At 41.4% G+C, this 16751-nt stretch carries 15 protein-coding genes; 11 read left to right on the forward strand and 4 right to left on the reverse strand.

Annotated elements, in window-relative coordinates; genetic code table 11:
• Positions 1-336 precede the first annotated feature (336 nt).
• Positions 337-792: a pentapeptide repeat-containing protein gene (locus tag A4S05_RS19940; RefSeq protein WP_069071538.1), complete on the reverse strand. Its 456-nt coding sequence runs from the start codon at positions 790-792 to the stop codon at positions 337-339.
• 283 nt (positions 793-1075) lie between these two features.
• Positions 1076-1948 carry an alpha/beta fold hydrolase gene (locus tag A4S05_RS19945; RefSeq protein WP_069071539.1) on the reverse strand — a complete coding sequence of 291 codons (873 nt, stop codon included), beginning with the start codon at positions 1946-1948 and terminating at the stop codon, positions 1076-1078.
• Positions 1949-2154: 206 nt separating this feature from the next.
• Here A4S05_RS19945 and A4S05_RS19950 point away from each other — a divergent pair, with 206 nt between their 5' ends.
• From A4S05_RS19950 to A4S05_RS19990, 9 genes are all read left to right on the forward strand, one after another.
• Positions 2155-2973, forward strand: a complete 819-nt coding sequence (locus A4S05_RS19950) for a DUF1206 domain-containing protein (protein WP_069071540.1) — start codon at positions 2155-2157, stop codon at positions 2971-2973.
• Between the two features lie 33 nt (positions 2974-3006).
• Complete coding sequence (locus A4S05_RS19955) at positions 3007-4161, forward strand: glycoside hydrolase family 10-like protein (RefSeq protein WP_069071541.1); 1155 nt, start codon at positions 3007-3009, stop codon at positions 4159-4161.
• 12 nt (positions 4162-4173) lie between these two features.
• Complete coding sequence (locus A4S05_RS19960; protein WP_069071542.1) at positions 4174-4593, forward strand: C6orf136 family protein; 420 nt, start codon at positions 4174-4176, stop codon at positions 4591-4593.
• A 71-nt stretch (positions 4594-4664) separates the two neighbouring features.
• On the forward strand, positions 4665-5432 hold the full coding sequence (locus tag A4S05_RS19965; RefSeq protein ID WP_084227171.1) for a GDSL-type esterase/lipase family protein: 768 nt from the start codon (positions 4665-4667) through the stop codon (positions 5430-5432).
• 178 nt (positions 5433-5610) lie between these two features.
• The gene (locus A4S05_RS19970; protein ID WP_069071543.1) at positions 5611-6045 is read left to right on the forward strand and encodes a hypothetical protein; all 435 of its coding nucleotides are present in this window, start codon (positions 5611-5613) and stop codon (positions 6043-6045) included.
• A 558-nt stretch (positions 6046-6603) separates the two neighbouring features.
• The gene (locus A4S05_RS19975) at positions 6604-7893 is read left to right on the forward strand and encodes a cation:proton antiporter (protein ID WP_069071544.1); all 1290 of its coding nucleotides are present in this window, start codon (positions 6604-6606) and stop codon (positions 7891-7893) included.
• 326 nt (positions 7894-8219) lie between these two features.
• Entirely contained in the window at positions 8220-10427 is a 2208-nt protein-coding gene (locus tag A4S05_RS19980; RefSeq protein WP_069071545.1) for a cation:proton antiporter, read from the forward strand.
• A gap of 98 nt (positions 10428-10525) precedes the next feature.
• Positions 10526-11005 (forward strand): hypothetical protein, encoded by a 480-nt coding sequence (locus tag A4S05_RS19985; protein ID WP_069071546.1) that lies wholly within the window; start codon positions 10526-10528, stop codon positions 11003-11005.
• A gap of 90 nt (positions 11006-11095) precedes the next feature.
• Positions 11096-11917, forward strand: a complete 822-nt coding sequence (locus tag A4S05_RS19990) for an AMIN domain-containing protein (protein WP_069071547.1) — start codon at positions 11096-11098, stop codon at positions 11915-11917.
• A 163-nt stretch (positions 11918-12080) separates the two neighbouring features.
• On the opposite strand, the gene A4S05_RS19995 is transcribed toward A4S05_RS19990, so the two are convergent.
• Positions 12081-12620, reverse strand: coding sequence for a DUF3172 domain-containing protein (locus A4S05_RS19995; protein WP_069071548.1), 540 nt, complete (start codon positions 12618-12620; stop codon positions 12081-12083).
• Between the two features lie 662 nt (positions 12621-13282).
• On the opposite strand from A4S05_RS19995, the gene A4S05_RS20000 reads away from it, so the two are divergent.
• Both A4S05_RS20000 and A4S05_RS20005 read left to right on the forward strand, forming a co-directional pair.
• Complete coding sequence (locus A4S05_RS20000) at positions 13283-14110, forward strand: ABC transporter permease (RefSeq protein ID WP_069071549.1); 828 nt, start codon at positions 13283-13285, stop codon at positions 14108-14110.
• A 564-nt stretch (positions 14111-14674) separates the two neighbouring features.
• Positions 14675-15337, forward strand: a complete 663-nt coding sequence (locus A4S05_RS20005) for a hypothetical protein (protein WP_069071550.1) — start codon at positions 14675-14677, stop codon at positions 15335-15337.
• 52 nt (positions 15338-15389) lie between these two features.
• Here A4S05_RS20005 and A4S05_RS20010 read toward each other — a convergent pair whose 3' ends face one another.
• The gene (locus A4S05_RS20010) at positions 15390-16448 is read right to left on the reverse strand and encodes a glycosyltransferase family 4 protein (protein WP_069071551.1); all 1059 of its coding nucleotides are present in this window, start codon (positions 16446-16448) and stop codon (positions 15390-15392) included.
• Between the last annotated feature and the right edge of the window lie 303 nt (positions 16449-16751).

Below are 16751 nucleotides of genomic sequence, written 5' to 3' on the forward strand. Positions count from 1 at the left end.
CCTCATTTTTGCTATTCGCCTGAATATTCATTCGCGTTTCGAGTCTTTCAAAAAGCCAATTCTTCTAATAAAAAAGCTGAAAGCTGATTTTAGCAGAGCTTTTCAGAACATATTGTACTTTTTTAAGTGAATATCGGCTCAATCCGAAATCCCAATAAGAAACCCCCTCCGCCTTCGTCATAAGAAAATAATTACAAGGCAGAGGGGTTTCATTTATCTTAATATTTTTGTAGAGGCAGATTTTAGGGATTAATGCTGGCAAAAAACCAGTTCCTTTGATTTAAAACCCGCAAAAACCTATGTTGTGTTTATTTTAACCTGCCAACTTAGTTGAGCCTAGTCCCAATCGGGAATTTCGGCATCTTCTCCACCAATCCCGATTCCAGTGTTAAATATTTCGGCATCAGTGAGATTGAGATCATTCATTGATGCTTTATACACATTAGAATCGTGAATCGTAGCGCGAGTAAAATTTACTCCGTTAAGATTTGTTTGCTTCAAATTCACATTGGTTACATAAGCGGATGTTAGATTAGCACCTGCCAAGTTTGCACCAGTTAAGTCAGCACCTTCGAGGTTGGCTCCTACAAGATTGGCTCCTTGGAGCTTCGAGCCTCTCAAGTCAGCACCAATTAGATGAGCGCCACTGAGGTTAGCTCCTGATAGATCACACTGGATACATTCCCCAGTTGAAAGCAGCTTTTGTAAGTCCTGCGGATTCTCGGCTCTAACCGAGCTAGTGAAAAATAGGGGAGTTGCTAAGGCCATGGCCGCTAATAGCTGGAGTTTCATAATTTTCCCCCTTAAATAATCAAGTTGCGTCCGTTCTGTCCCTCACAATTCTATTATCTCACTAAATTTCGTAAGGTCAATCTATCTCCTGATAACTTAGTTGTGATATGAAACAAGAATAAAAATAATGTCACAAATGCCATTGATTCTGATTTTGGTGATTTTTAGCCGATAATTCGGCAAAAATTGCCAGTATTAAATCACTATTAAATCTTTTTAAAAGCTTGTACAATTCGTCATAAAGCTGATTTGATAAGTATTTATACTCGATGAATTATATAATTTAGCTTAAGTCTTCAGATAGAAATTCTCGCATATACTGATTAACCAATTCAGGCTGTTCTTGCTGTACCCAATGACCACAATTGGGAATGTACTTAATTTGAAAATCCCTGACATAGGCTGCGGTGTCGTAGGTTAGTTCCTTGCCAAGTGCGGTGTCATTCTCTCCCCAAATCATCAGTGTTGGCACTTCCAAAATACCCCAATTTGAATTTAGTATTCTTTGTTGAAAAACATTGCGGTAGTAGTTTAACATTGCTGTCAGGGCACCGCGTTTTGCAGCAGCATCTTTATATGCGTCAATATCCGCTTTAGTAAAAGCACTCTTGTTAACTGCTGTACCTTTAAAAATTGTTTCAATTGCTTGGTAGTCTGAAGATTGTAAGAATACTTCTGGTATCCACGGTAGTTGGAAGAGGAAGATGTAGTAACTACGCTGCAACTGTTGGAGAGTGCGTAAGCCTTGACTAAATTTGGCAGGATGAGGCAGGTTAAGGATAATTAATCGCTCTACCATTTCGGGGTAAGTATATGCAAAAGCCCAAGCGATCGCACCACCCCAATCATGTCCAACTAAAACACATTTTTGGTATCCTAATCCTTTAATTACTCCCTCAACATCTTTGATAAATTCATCCATTACATAAGCTGATTGCTCGTTTGGTTTATCACTATCGTTGTAACCACGTAAATCAATGGCGACGACTTTAAAATCTTGGGCAAACTCTGGTATTTGATGCCGCCAAGAGTACCAAAATTCAGGAAATCCGTGCAGCATCAACATTAAAGGGCCTTCACCTTGGGTAACGTAGTGTAGTTTTACCCCATTGCTAGTTATATATTCGTGTTTCCAAGAACTTTCTATTAGAGACATAATTAATACAAATTCAGCATTAAAAAACACTAAATAATAATACTGTATTTAAAAATTGTAATATTCTTCTGAGCAGTCTCACATCTATTAAAAGACAGTATTACGATAGTGATTTTTTGCAAAAAGTTAGACAATTTGCCCTGAGATAGATGTGAATCATAGGTAAATTTTGGTAGAAGTAGATATAATAATTCTCCCCAACTACCATGACACAACAGTTGACAAACCATGCTTCATTGTGGATTGAGCGGCTGGGACGATTTGGCTATGTTTCCAAGGGAGTCGTTTACGGTATAGTTGGACTACTGGCGGCACAGGTGGCTTTTGGCACGGGTGGTAAAACAACTGATACTCAAGGCGCTCTCCAAACAATCGTCAACCAGCCATTTGGTAAATTTTTGCTGGCTTTAGTTGCAATCGGCTTGATTGGTTACGTAATCTGGCGTTTTGTACAGGCAATTAAAGACCCAGAAAATAAAGGTAATGATGCCAAAGGTTTGGCAGTGCGAATTGGTTACGCAGTTAATGGCTTGATTTATGCAAGTTTAGCCTTAAGTGCTGTGCAAATCGTTATGGGTACAGGTAGCGCTAAAAATAGTAGTGATTCTACTGAAGATTCGACAGCACGTTTGCTTTCTCAACCCTTTGGTCAATGGTTAGTTGGAACTGCGGGGGCATTTGTAATTGCTCTAGGTTTCTATCAGTTTTATCAAGCTTTTAGTGGCAAATTTCGTAAAGAACTCAATTTAACTGAGTTAAGCAACACAGAAGCCCAATGGGTAATGAGGATTGCCAGATTTGGTTTAGCGGCACGGGGTATAGTATTTTGTATTATCGGTTGGTTTTTAATCGAAGCAGCAAGACAGTCGAACGCCGCTACTGCCGAAGGTTTGGATGAAGTATTACAGACGCTAGCGCAACAGCCGAATGGAGCATGGCTTTTGGGTATTGTGGCGTTAGGTTTGGTTGCCTATGGAATTTACACAATAATACAAGCGCGGTATCGTCGGCTAGTCAATGTTTAGATGGTGCAGTAGCGAGAATTTTAATTTATAGAAATGGCAATAATCGAAACTCGTGGTATCTGGCTGACCACTACTGATAGTAAAGTTCTCAGGTCAAAAGAACGCATTGCCAAGGCGATGGATTTCCTCGCCGAGACGGGATTTAATGTGGTGTTTCCCGTTGTTTGGAACAAGGCAGTAACTTTATATCCTAGTCAAACAATGCGGCAGACTTTTGGAGTCGAAATTGACCCGCTATCTGTAGGTCGTGACCCCTTAGAAGAGTTAGTGATTGAGGCGCGGCGAGTTGGGTTGAAAGTTATTCCTTGGTTTGAATATGGCTTTGCCAGTTCTTACAATTTGAATGGTGGTTTACTTTTACAGAAAAAACCGGAATGGTCTGCGCGTGATTGTAATGGTAACTTACTGAAGAAAAATGGCTTTGAGTGGTTGAATGCACTCGACCCTCAAGTGCAGGAATTTTTATTGAACTTGGTGCTAGAAGTTACGAATAATTACGATGTCGATGGTGTCCAAGGTGACGATCGCTTCCCAGCATTCCCCTCTGAAGGTGGCTATGATGAGGGAACTGTCACCCGCTATCGCCAACAATTTAATTGCAATCCGCCACAAAATTCCAAGGATAGGCAATGGTTACAGTGGCGTGCAGATATTCTGACTAACTTCTTGGCGCGTCTCTACCAGGAAGTGAAAGCAGTGAATCCTAACTTGCTAGTAGCGATCGCACCTAATATCCATGATTGGGCATTTCAGGAATATCTGCAAGACTCGCCCGCATGGCTGAAGCGGGGAATAGTTGATATGATTCAGCCGCAGATTTATCGTCGTGACTTTAGAAGTTATTCTGCGATCGCTGATAAACTAGTAAACCAGCAGTTCACAGATGCGACACTGCCGAAGTTAGCGCCGGGAATACTGATGAAACTTGGCTCTTACTGCATTAGTCCAGAATATCTTGTGCAGGCAATTGAATACAATCGCCAACTGGGCATTCAAGGAGAAGTATTCTTTTTTTACGAGGGTTTACGCGAAAATAATAATACCCTAGCTAAAGTTTTGCGAAATGGGCCTTATGCTAAATCTGCATCATTTCCCACTCTGTCAGATTTGAGTGCGGGTGGTGTGAGTCACAAGAAAACATCTTCTATTTGGCCAGGGTTGCAAAGGGTGTTAAAAAAGATTTTTTAAGGGAAAAGGCTCGTGGAATCTCAATTTTCGGTGGAACATGTAATTAAGACTTTAAAAGAGGATTTACCGACACTTTTTGAAAAAGATATCTCATATCAAATTTATACACAGGATATCTATTTTAAAGATCCGGTGAATACATTCAAATACAAATTTAACTATCGGATTATATTTTGGACTTTGCGATTTCACGCTCGGCTATTTTTTACCCAAATTTACTTTGATGTCCATGAGGTTTATCAGTCAGCCGAAGACACGATTTTAGCAAAGTGGACAGTGCGGGGAGTGTTGCGGGTTCCTTGGAAAGCTGGTTTGCTTTTTAATGGGTACTCAACGTATAAATTCAACCAAGACAATTTGATATACGAGCATATAGACACTTGGGATAGAAAACCAGGGGAGATTTTACGGCAGTTTTGGCAAAGGGGATAAAACCTATAGGATAGCCATTTATGGTATAGAAATGTATAGAAACTTGTAAAAATATAAAATATAGTTGTTAAATGCACACATTTCTAGCTTCTTCCTCAATGCAGCTGTCCGCACCACCAAATCACTTGCAGCCTATGAAGATTGTCGCACTGGGGGACAGCTTAATTTATGGATTCGGTGATCCGGAAAAAGGAGGCTGGATTGAGCAACTACGGCGGTGGTGGATGTTGCCGGATAGTGACGGTCATATTCTTTATAATTTAGGGGTAAGAGGCGATCGCACGCAACAAGTAGCACAAAGGCTAGAAGTTGAATTTCGCCACCGGGGTGAACTGCGAAATCGTGTTCCCGACTTGATTATTTTATCAGTAGGCGTGAATGACTCAGCGCGGTTGGCGCGTCCCGATGGTCGAAGTTACACAGACTTTACATTGTTTGAAAAGGAAATTGCTTCTCTGCTAGATTTAGCACAGCAACTCTGTCCTGTGTTATTTGTGGGCATGGTGCCAGTGAATGAAGCCAAGATGCCATTTTTAGATTGTTTTTACTATAATCATGCCGACCAGTACCGTTACAAAGAAGCAACTCGAATTGCTTGTACAAAACGGCAGATTCCCTATTTAGATATTTTTGAGCAATGGATGGAACGTGGTGAAACTTGGCGGCTCAAACGCTTGAGTGAAGATGGACTTCATCCCAATACAATAGGTTATCAAGCTTTGTTAGAGGATGTAATAAATTGGGATGCCATGCCTTCTCTACGAGACGCTACTCGAAAAGTGGGTTTTGCCAACGCAGTTCACCATTCTCAATTTGATTATCACCTGAAACCATCCTAATAATGATAGATGTGTTGGTGCTTTGAGGCTAGTCCAGATTCTCATATTTGCCATCATGGCAAAAGCACCACAATCTTCCGAAATTTTTAATGAAAGCCAATCTAACATCCATTTATAAAAACTCCAACTTCTCTCTTTTTTATAACTCCCAACTCCCAACTTCCAACTCAGCACTCCTATGACACCAACTTTATTTGGTCGCTGGCAAACTCGATTATTATTACTTGCAACTGTAGGTGTACTTGTATCTTTGCCTTTTGTAATGGGTTGGATTGGGCCTGGTGCTAACTCGGTTTATTTTTGGATACTTGCTTATGTCGCCATCTTTGGCATAGGTTGGGATGTGCTTTATGACTATCTGCAAAAATCACGCTGGGATAGAGATTGGCCCGCAGTTTATCAACTCTTAGCTGGTATATGGGAATTAGTATTTGTGTTTTGTGGAGTCAAGCTGTTTGGCTTTTTACCAATACCTTTACCGAAAGAGGAACTGTCGCCAGGAGCTTTTTTACTGCACTATAGCATCGTGTGGTTAGCAGTGTTTATTACTTCCCAAAGCTTAATGCGAATTATCTTTCCCCGTTGGCGTTTCCGGGGTGGAGAATGGTTGTAATAAATTAGATACTCGAAACTAATTTAATCATAAATTATAGCAATTTCAGGTAAACCATAGTGTAGGGACATATATATGTGCGTCTCTACATCAGATTGCAATACCTGTCGGGTTTTGGGGAAAAGGGTAAGGGGAAAGGGGAAAGGGGAAAGAAAAAACCTTTAACCTTTAACCTTTACCCTTTAAACTTTTCCCAAAACCCAATTCCGAGTTCAAAATGCTTATTCGAGCAGTATTGCATCAGATTGTGGTTCAAATAGATGAAAAAGTTTATAAATCGCAATTTAACAAATCATAAAAAATCATATATGGCGGTTTTAGTTTGGATGCAATATGTTGTATTGACGTACAGTTGTGTGTGTTCTTAAGAACAACATGACAATTACTACAACTTTGGAAACCAAAGCAACGCATTGCTTCTTGTATCTCATCAAATTAAAAACAGCTATCTTCTGTTCCAAAATTGGGACTTTTGTTGATGTATTAATGAGAAAAAAAGGACAAGTTTTGGAGTCTGGAGAGATTGTTCAATGCAGAGACGCAAATTAAAGAGGTGCAATGTCAAATTTTGATCTGGTTATTCAGCTATTTCTGCAACTCACTGTTATTTTAGTCACTTGTCGCATTGTTACGATTTTAGGACGCCGCTATCTTGGTCAAACCGATGTTGTTTGCGAAATGATTGCAGGTGTCATGCTAGGGCCATCTCTTTTAGGATTGATTGCACCAGATTTTCAGCAATGGCTATTTCCTAAGCTTCCCATCATTACAGCTTTAGGAGACAAGATACCCAATCCATCAATGTCGATTTTATATGCTATCAGCCAAATTGGGTTGGCAATTTATATGTTTTTGATTGGTTTAGAGTTCAACACCAAACTCTTAAAACATCATATCAAAAGTGCAAGCTTGCTATCTGCGGCTGGAATTATTACTCCTTTTATTTTAGGAGCGATCGCATCTTTTTGGTTTTATCACAATGGCAATTTCTTTCAACCAAAAGTTACAGCTTGGTCAGCCGCATTGTATCTAGGTGCGTCGATGACAATTACGGCTTTTCCGATGTTAGCTCGCATTCTTTACGAACGCGGTCTTGCACAAACCCGGTTTGGGACTTTGGCTTTAGGTGCAGCATCAGTAGATGATGCAGTTGCTTGGTGTTTGCTAGCGATCGTCCTTGCTAGCGTGAAAAATTCTCTGAGCATTGCCATATTAGCAATTGGTGGTGGCATTTGCTACGTGCTATTTGCAATTTTTGTCGGACAACCTCTACTGAGAGCATTCACACGCATGACAAAACGCGATGCAGGTGTGAACAGACAAACCTTGACCTTGATGTTGATAATTTTGATGTTTTGTGCGTGGTTTACCGATGTCACAGGCATCTATGCAATATTTGGTGCTTTTGTGCTGGGAGCGGTGACACCACGCGGAGAATTTGCCCAACAGATTCGCCAATATACAGAGTTTATCACTACTTCTTTTCTGTTACCGATATTTTTCGTTTTCTCTGGATTGAACACTCAAATTGGACTGGTAAATACACCGACTTTGTGGGGAATTACGTTCTTAATTATTGCGATCGCAATTCTCGGTAAAGGCATTGCTTGTATGTTGGCTGCAAAATTGGCTGGCGAAAATTGGCGGGAATCAGCAACTATCGGCGCTCTGATGAATGCTCGTGGTTTGATGGAATTAATCATCCTCAATATTGGTCTGGAGCAAGGGATAATTACCCCCACTTTATTCACGATTATGGTGATTATGGCAGTCATTACTACCCTGATGGCATCACCGCTCGTTGCTTTTTTGTTACATAATACAAGCTACGATAAATCTTCCGCTTAAGCAGATTCAAATATAAAATTAGTTACCTAGTATTTGGGTAAAATTATCTGCTTTCAACTTCATTATCACCGCTATTTTGTTTGTAGTTGCGTTTAAGCGCTACTACAAACTGACTAACTATTACTTAATTTTTTTAATGCCGATAATTAGAGATTTAGCTGCGAAAATCATCATAATTCTTGTTTCCTGCCTACTACTGCATCGTAACAGCAATTGACATAACAACAAAACACAAATTACTCTTGGTTTGATCTAACGAACTTGACATTTTCCAGTCTTTTAAAGAATCATCTGATAGAAACCAGATAGTTAATTGTGAGGAAACCATGCACATAGTTATTCTCGTTCTGGTTGAGGTGCTGATTGTTATTGGACTTTCAAGGCTAGTAGGATTAGCATTCCGTTCTATTAAGCAACCGCTGGTAATTGGTGAGATTGTCGCCGGAATTATGCTCGGCCCATCTTTATTTGGTTTAATTGCTCCCCACGTAGCAGTTACCTTGTTTCCACCAGAGACTTTTCCTTTCCTAAATGTTTTGTCTCAGGTGGGACTAATATTTTTCATGTTTCTGATTGGGTTAGAACTAAATCCTAAATACCTCAATAGTCAGCTAGACGTGGCTGTTTTGACTTCTCATGTGAGTATTTTGGTGCCGTTTTCTCTAGGAACATTGCTAGCAGTAATAATTTATCCCCTAGTTTCCAATGCAAGCGTATCCTTCACTGCCTTCGCGTTGTTTTTGGGGGCGGTAATGTCAATTACTGCTTTTCCAGTGTTGGCGCGAATTATTACTGAAAACAATTTACAAGGAACGCGTTTAGGAACCTTAGCGTTAACTTGTGCAGCGGTGGATGATGTGACAGCTTGGTGTCTCTTAGCAGTAGCGATCGCAGTTGCTCGGACTGGTAACTTTGCTGGTGCTATACCCACAATTATCGCCAGCATAATTTACATCGGCTTGATGTTGACGCTGGGACGTTGGTTTCTCCAAGGTCTTGTCAAACACTACCTTCGTGCGGGACGCCTCAGCCAATTGTGGCTAGCTGGGATTTATATGGGCGTGGTTGCGTCGGCACTAATCACCGAACTAATTGGTATTCACTTAATTTTTGGGGCATTTTTACTGGGAGTAGCCATGCCCAAAAATGAAGATTTAGTGCGGGAATTGGCAGTAAAAACCGAAGATTTTGTCCTGATATTCTTGCTGCCAATATTTTTTGCCTACAGTGGCTTACGGACGGATATTGGCTTGCTCAACCGTCCAAAATTGTGGCTGTTGTGTGCGTTGGTTTTAGGAGTGGCGATCGCAGGCAAATATTTTGGCACTTATGTAGCAGCTCGTGTCAGTGGCATTAGTAAACGAGAAGCCTCGGCACTCGGTTGGTTAATGAATACTCGCGGCTTAACTGAACTAATAGTGCTAAACATTGGTCTAGAGTTAGGGGTAATTTCCCCCTTAATATTTACCATGCTGGTAATTATGGCATTGGTAACTACATTCATGACCTCGCCACTGGTGGAATGGACATACCCGAAGAAGCTGATCAGGTTAGATGTCATGGAACCGGAGTTGGAAGCAGAAACAGACGATGACGATATAGATACAGATGTCACCGCTGGAAGTGTAAGTTATCTTCATCCCTACCGAATTTTAGTGCCAGTGGCTAATCCGAGTACCCAAAAAGGGCTGGTACAGTTGGCAGTCAGCATCGCTCTTAACTACCGACATCCCGCCATTGTTAACCCTCTTAGCCTGATTGAATTTGAAGAAGATTATGCCTTTGAAAGTACCCCAGATGAAGCAGACCGATTAATCGCCCAGCGTCGCCAACAACTAGATGAATTGATAAATACTCTCGAACCGCTAGAAACACGCTCTTATGTGCATCCCATCGTTCGCACATCTAGCAATGTCGCACGGGAAACATCACAAATTGCCGCACTAGACCAAGTTGATTTAATTCTCGTGGGATGGCATCGTCCAGCCTTTAGTAGCAATCGTTTAGGTGGAAAAGTCGGTCAAATTCTCACCACTGCACCAGTTGATGTGGCAGTATTTGTAGACCGGGGAAGCGATCGCTTAGAAAGTTTGTTAGTCCCCTATTCTGCAAATATCCATGATGATTTGGCGCTTATACTTGCGCTCAGACTGCTCATCAATCATGAAACTTGTATGTTGCAGGTTTTACACGTTTTACCCGAAAATCGCCTCAAAGATAAATTGAGTTACGAACTCGACACGATGATCGAGCAATTACCGAAAAGTGTACGCGATCGCATTGAAATCAAAATTGTCCAGTCCCCAGAGCCAATCCAAGCCTTAATCGAAGCCTCAAAAAGTGTAGACCTGACAATTGCTGGCACCAGCCGCACTTGGGGCATTGAGCGTCAAACCTTGGGAAGATATACAGATCAACTAGCCATCCAATGCCGTTCCTCCCTGCTAATTACCCGCCGCTACAGTCAAGTCACCGCTCATCTAACTTCCATGCTTCCTGAAGTTAGTAATCAAGAGGAGCCAGCGCTGTGGTAACCCAGTCGGCACAAGAGAGGGCTTGAAAAGAGGCAGAAGGGAAAACTCTTCTCCCTTGCTCCTCTGCTCCCCTGCTCCCCCACTCCCCACTCCAACACATGAATCATTTCAACTTCAAATCTTTAGCTTTTTACGGAGTAGCAATAAGTTCAGTGCTACTGTTGTTTAAAACTGTAACCATTTATGGAGAAAACAATCTCAAGGCTCCTCCTCTAGTTAACGGCAGGTATCGTCTAACGCTGGCTGAGAATTTGCCTAACTGTGAAAAATCGGATACCCTGACGTTAAACATTCAACAGTCGGGTATTTACTTAAATGCCTCTGTCTTATCGGCAAACGCTAGCGCCAATACTGATGAAAAGCACTCTCTGGCAGGCATTTTGAAAAACCAACAATTAAATCTATCTGGGAAAGTTGGCAAATCAATCCTTTGTAATATTCCTTACCCCCAAAATGATCCTCTGAACTCAGTCACAATTCAAATGCAATTGGTAGATAAAGGTAATATGACAGGTCAATTAACTATAAATGGCATTCCCAAAACTCTGAAATTTACCGCTGTGCCCCAAAACAGCTAATTGAATTGGGGAGTGGGGATAGTTATTGGAAGGGCGAAGTAAACAGCAATGTGAGCGCATTGTATGGGCTTTATGGAGCAGATAAAAAGAATGGATCAGGGACTAAAGACTAGGCAATTTTGCCAATGGCGCAAGCAGCTATTTAGCATCAGTCTATTAGGCTTTTGTGCAGCGATCGCCCTCGAAACTTTCACTACAGCTGCTACACCAGTGGCAAAGCTAAATAAATGGCGTTTTTCTACCAAAACACAGCAACTCGAAATCACCCTCTCGGCAGGCACAACTCCCCGTTATTTCTACTTAGCCCAACCTCCTCGCCTTGTTGTAGATTTACCAAATACTAAGTTGGGTAACGTTACCACGCAACAAAATTATTCTGGATCAATCAAAAGCATTCGCGTTTCTCAATTGAATGAGAACGACACCCGCATTGTCCTAGATTTAGCATCGGGCACAGCTTTTAATCCCAAACAAGTACAACTGCAACCCGTTTCCCCAAAAAACTCCACTCGCTGGGTATTACGTCCAGTTATTTCTGGTAAAACTGCTGTAGTGAAACCAGCAAACTCCCCACCTTCACCCAAGAAACTACCTCAACTTCCTACTAACCTACCGATAAGTACTACTAACGCACAACCACCCTTACTGACAGTACCCCCTCCATCCAATGAACTGCCCTCAACAATTACTAATAATTTAGGACAGCCTTTTGTAACCGTACCTCCCCTAACTCCGAATACATCCTCTCAACAACCTGGTTTGATTCTTCCCCCTCCTTCTTTCCCAAATCAACCCGGTAATTTGAATAGCATTCCTCCTTTCGGTATGTCGGAATTTCCAGTTCCAACAGTCCCTAATGTTCCCGATGTCCAGGTGATCGAGTTTGGTCAACCCCTTCCTAAAAATAGATAGGAAGCAGGGGGAACTGAGGGGGACAAGGAAGAAGCAGGGGATCAGGGTGCAGGGGGCAAGGGGGAGAATAAAAAATTACCTCTTTCTCCTTTGCTCCCTGCCCCTCTGCCTCTTTTCAATGCCCAATGCCCCATGCCCAATGCCCCATACCCAATGCCCAAATCTAAAATCTGTCCGTTTCTTGAGGTGTTCCAACTGCTCCTGGTTGAGCCGTGAAGAAGTTTTGAGCAGCTTCATTCTGATATATACACCTAATATCAGGTTTGTCACTGTCCAAGTTACCTGTGAAACCAAAGGTATTCAAGCGATTTTTGCAATCTCTTACCTGATCGTTAGTTACCAGCTTACGTTGCTCTAAAAGCGCCCAGTTATTTTGCCGGATTACGCATCCAGGACGCATACTCGGCTGGGCAACATAGACGTTGAAGGGGTTGAGAGTGACGAACAGTCTAGCGTCCATCACCATCGCGCTAGCTCCGTACTGTACACAAATCTCAGGGTTTGGTGCTTTGGTGTCAATGAATTCACGGGAAGCCACATTTGATGGCGCCAACGTGGTTGTAGAACTAAAAGCAATGCCAATCCCAATTCCCAAAATCAACACCCCTCCCATAATGGCGATGGTGAAGAGGTTAAACATAGGGGATTGGAAAATAGAGGGTTTAGAAGTAGTAGTCGATCTACCAGTGGGTTTACGTCTCATTGTTGCTTAATCACCTTCACGCCTATTTGGCAGGGAGTGGTTTAAAGTTTGCTCCCTCTTTTCAGTATGCCTAGTCTTTAATGCAATTGTCTGTGATTTTCTGTGCTACGTTCACGGTAACTGAGAAAAATATGAATTTATCTTGATAACTTAGTGGTCTTAATGTCCTCCCAGCACTGTATTCGGTACTTTGAATCAGTGAGAGATTCCAAATATCACTCTTTGGGCTTCCTCCCAATATTATTAATTTTACATTAGTTTAAAATAGCTAAATTCATTCTTGCCGACTTCACATAATATTTGGCACATAATATCTGGACAGAAGTTCAACTTTATGTCTTATTGCTTCTATCTGGAATAATTGGTGAGTATTTTTATTTAGTTTGATTGTTAACCAATTGTTGTTAGTTATGAGTTTTGTTTGACTTGTTAGTTAATTTTTTACTTCTTGTATTGATGGATTATGATAGCACATTTTTGATGATTATCAGATGGTCTTAATTCAATTTTCACTATTAAAACAGTCAGAATGCTGAGATTATCTAGCTTTTGTTGTTACTTTTCAATTTTTAGGATGAGATATTTTTGTTACCCCTAGTAATTGATGTGTAAAACAATGTAAATTAACACTTAATGAAATTTTGATAAGTAATTGAAAGCACGTGACATCTCAAAGAGCGCTACTTTCGGGCAAGAGGTTCAAAACTTCGCAACTTCAAATCTTCCTAGCTGATACTCTGACTATTTTTTGGGGAGATTGGTTAGATTTACGTGTGAGAATTGTACAAGTTGCTGCATCAGGATTAATATCTCCACTGATATATATTTTAGCTTTTGGCTTGGGTTTGGGTAGTTCTATCAAACCCGGCTCAGGGATTAGTGGTAATTATGACAACTATTTGGAATTCATATTACCGGGAATGGTGGCGCTATCATCCATGACGATTAGCTTTGGTGGAACGACATTTTCAATTTGTGGAGACAGACTATTTAGCAAAACCTTCGAGGAATTGTTGTTAACTCCTATACACCCCTTAGCGCTGCACATAGGTAAAATGCTGGCGGGAGTCGTGCGGGGGTTGATGACTTCCGGTTCGGTGATTTTGGTAGCGTTGCTGTTGACTGGAAACTGGAATTTTCTCAACCCACTATTTTTACTGTTAGTAGTGCTGAATTGTTCGGTATTTGCTGGGTTAGGGGTGATTGTGGGGTTGAGTGTGCGATCGCTCGAATCAGTTGGACTCTACAACAACTTTATAATTATCCCTATGTCATTCTTAGGAGCGACTTTCTTTGACCCTGCGACATTACCATCTGCCCTCAAGGTTGTAGTTTACCTGTTACCGTTGACCTACGCCAGCATCGGACTGCGTGCAGCGGCTCATTTACCCTTGTCCCAGTTTCCTTGGTACAGCATACCGATTTTGCTGGTAATTGCGATCGCTCTTTCTCTCTGGGGCGGTTATAAATTCGCTCACCAACAGGATTAGAATAATTCGTAATTCGTAATTCGTAATTCGTAATTCGTAATGACGCTCGAATACTGCGTCTGAATAATCGGCGTTTTTGCACTCCCACAAAACAAGAAAATTTGGTGGTGCAACAATTTCTGCGTCGGTCTGAATCCCTGACTGTAAGCGAAGCCGCGATAGCGCAGCGTTAGCGAGTCTTCTCCCAAGGGGAGACGCCAAGGGCGAACGAGCGTCGCGTCTTTATTCTGAATTCTGAATTCTGACTCCTGAATTCTGAATTCTGAATTCTTCTTCAATAGAAGTAAAGATAATTTTATGATTCACATATTGTCTAATATGTCAACGCATCAGTTCTAATTTAGATTTTTTATAAAGATTGCGTGAAATTACTAGTTATCGTGATAAAGCATTACAAGAATTGCTTTATAAATCAACCTATGAGTAGATATCAACTCAGTGAGCAAGCACACATTAACCACTATTTATCTAGCAGATAGATAGCAGTTGAAAAGTGAGTTTTTGCTGTTTGATTTAACCCATGCGGTATAGCATTCTCTTAACCAATATGAAAAGGACACAAATATGACTACAATTGCAACCAAAATAGCCTTATCTGTTCTAGGAGCAGCAGGAATTAGTCTTTTATCTTGGACACCAGCAAGAGCCGTCATTTTTGTAGAACCCATCGTGACGACTGTGAATGAAGACATATTCAAAACGAGAGAACCAAGAACCCTTGGGCCAGATATTCTACCAGGAGAAAGAATAGAATATGGTGTCCCAGATAGAGCTAACAATTTAATAAATGGTACTGGCAATAATATAGGAAGCTTCGTTTTTGACTTACAAACGCTGTTCTATACTAATGCCGATTCTAATCCATCATTTGATAATGAGCCGGTAGAGTGGGGAGATGTTGATGGAGATGGAAAGATTGGTTTCTCTAGTATTCCTGGTCTAGAGGATATCTTTGCAAACGTTACCGTTGAAGGCAACCTGATCACTTATAGTGGTGGCGTAATCCGAGACGGAGATATATTTTACAATCTATTTTCTACCAAACCCGATTTAACCCCAGGTGGTGGAATCATTCCAGCAATACCAGCAGATCAAGAGGATAGAGATGGGCCGATCCGGGTGGGTGCTTCTTACACCGCCATTCCTGAATCAACTAATGTTTTGGGTGTGCTCGTTTTTGGCGCTTTAGGGGTAGCTTTCAAACTAAAGCGATCGCTACACTGTTAAAGCTGTTACTGGGGACTGGTGATAACTGAATAATCACCAATGCCCCATGCCCTCATTTTGTAATTAACTCCCGATACACTGTCATTGTTTCCTGATGGACACGGGCAACACTCAGCCTCTCTAGGTTTTGATTTGCCCGTTGTTTCCACTCGTCCAGCATCTCGGCATTACTCAGTAATTGCACTAAGACCCCAGCCAAAGCATTACTATCTTTTACTGGCACCAAAAGACCTGCTTGCCCATTATCCAAAGCTTCAGGAATCCCATCTACCTGAGTACCAACGATCGCAGTTCCAGTTTCTCTAGCTTCCGAAAGTACCAGAGGGCAAGGATCACGGTGGGAAGCCAGCACAAATATGTCACAAGATATCAGATAGCGTTGAGGTTCTGGTTGGAAACCTTCAAAATGAATGCGTTCTTTTACAGAAGTTGCTTGTGCCTGTGCCTCAAATAGCTGCTTATCAGGGCCATTTCCTACCAAATAAAGATGCGCTTGGGGAAAATCTGAGGCAATTTGTTCAAAGGCGGCGATTAACTCAGCAATTCCCTTACGTTGATACATCCCGGCTACAGTTGCGATCGCTGGATGCTGTAATGGTAGAGGTTGATAATCTTGTATTTGTCGAGTGCGGGGACTGCCCAAAGTTCCGTTACATACCACCCGCAACTTGTTTTCTGGAATACCGCGCCTAAACATAGAATCTTGCACAGCCTTACTGACAGCAATTACCCTGTCAGCCAAACCCATCAGCAGACTCGCACGTTGAAATTCGTTGTGGACTGTAGAAATTAAAGCATATTTGTTTCCTTTAAAAATACGTGCTAATATCACTCCCGTCATCATGTGGGCATGAACAATATCCGGCTGAAATTCAGCTGCGATCGCTCGGTAACGCATAACTGCTTTGATCATATTTATCGGTTTCCGGCTTTGGTCTAGTTGGTAGTGTTTAACACCATAAATATCTAGTAAAGTCTCGTATTCACCACCAGCAGAAACAACCGCTACCTCATAACCAGATTTTGCCTGTAGACAAGCCAGATCCACAGCCACATTCACAATACCGTTACCTATTTCTTGAACATGGTTCAAAATATGTATGATTCGCATAATCTTTAAGATGTGTATAAAAAATAAAGATAAGTAACTGAGTGTGAATCTACATATAGCAGGAGGCAGGAGGCAGGAGGTAAAAGTATTACTATTCCTAGCCTTGGGGTTTTCAAAATGTCCTAACCTATGTGGCTACCGCTATACTTATTGAGTTCTTCAGTGACAACTCAAAAGCAGTCAGTAGTGTGTAAAAATGACCACTTACTACTGACTAAAAGCGTTTCTAACTAGTTACTTAGCTTAAAGAGTTATTCAATAACGGCTCGATAAATCGGGGTAAAACTCCAAAATCGTCCTTGT

Origin of the sequence: Nostoc sp. KVJ20, from assembly GCF_001712795.1 — a bacterium.
Lineage (GTDB): Bacteria > Cyanobacteriota > Cyanobacteriia > Cyanobacteriales > Nostocaceae > Nostoc.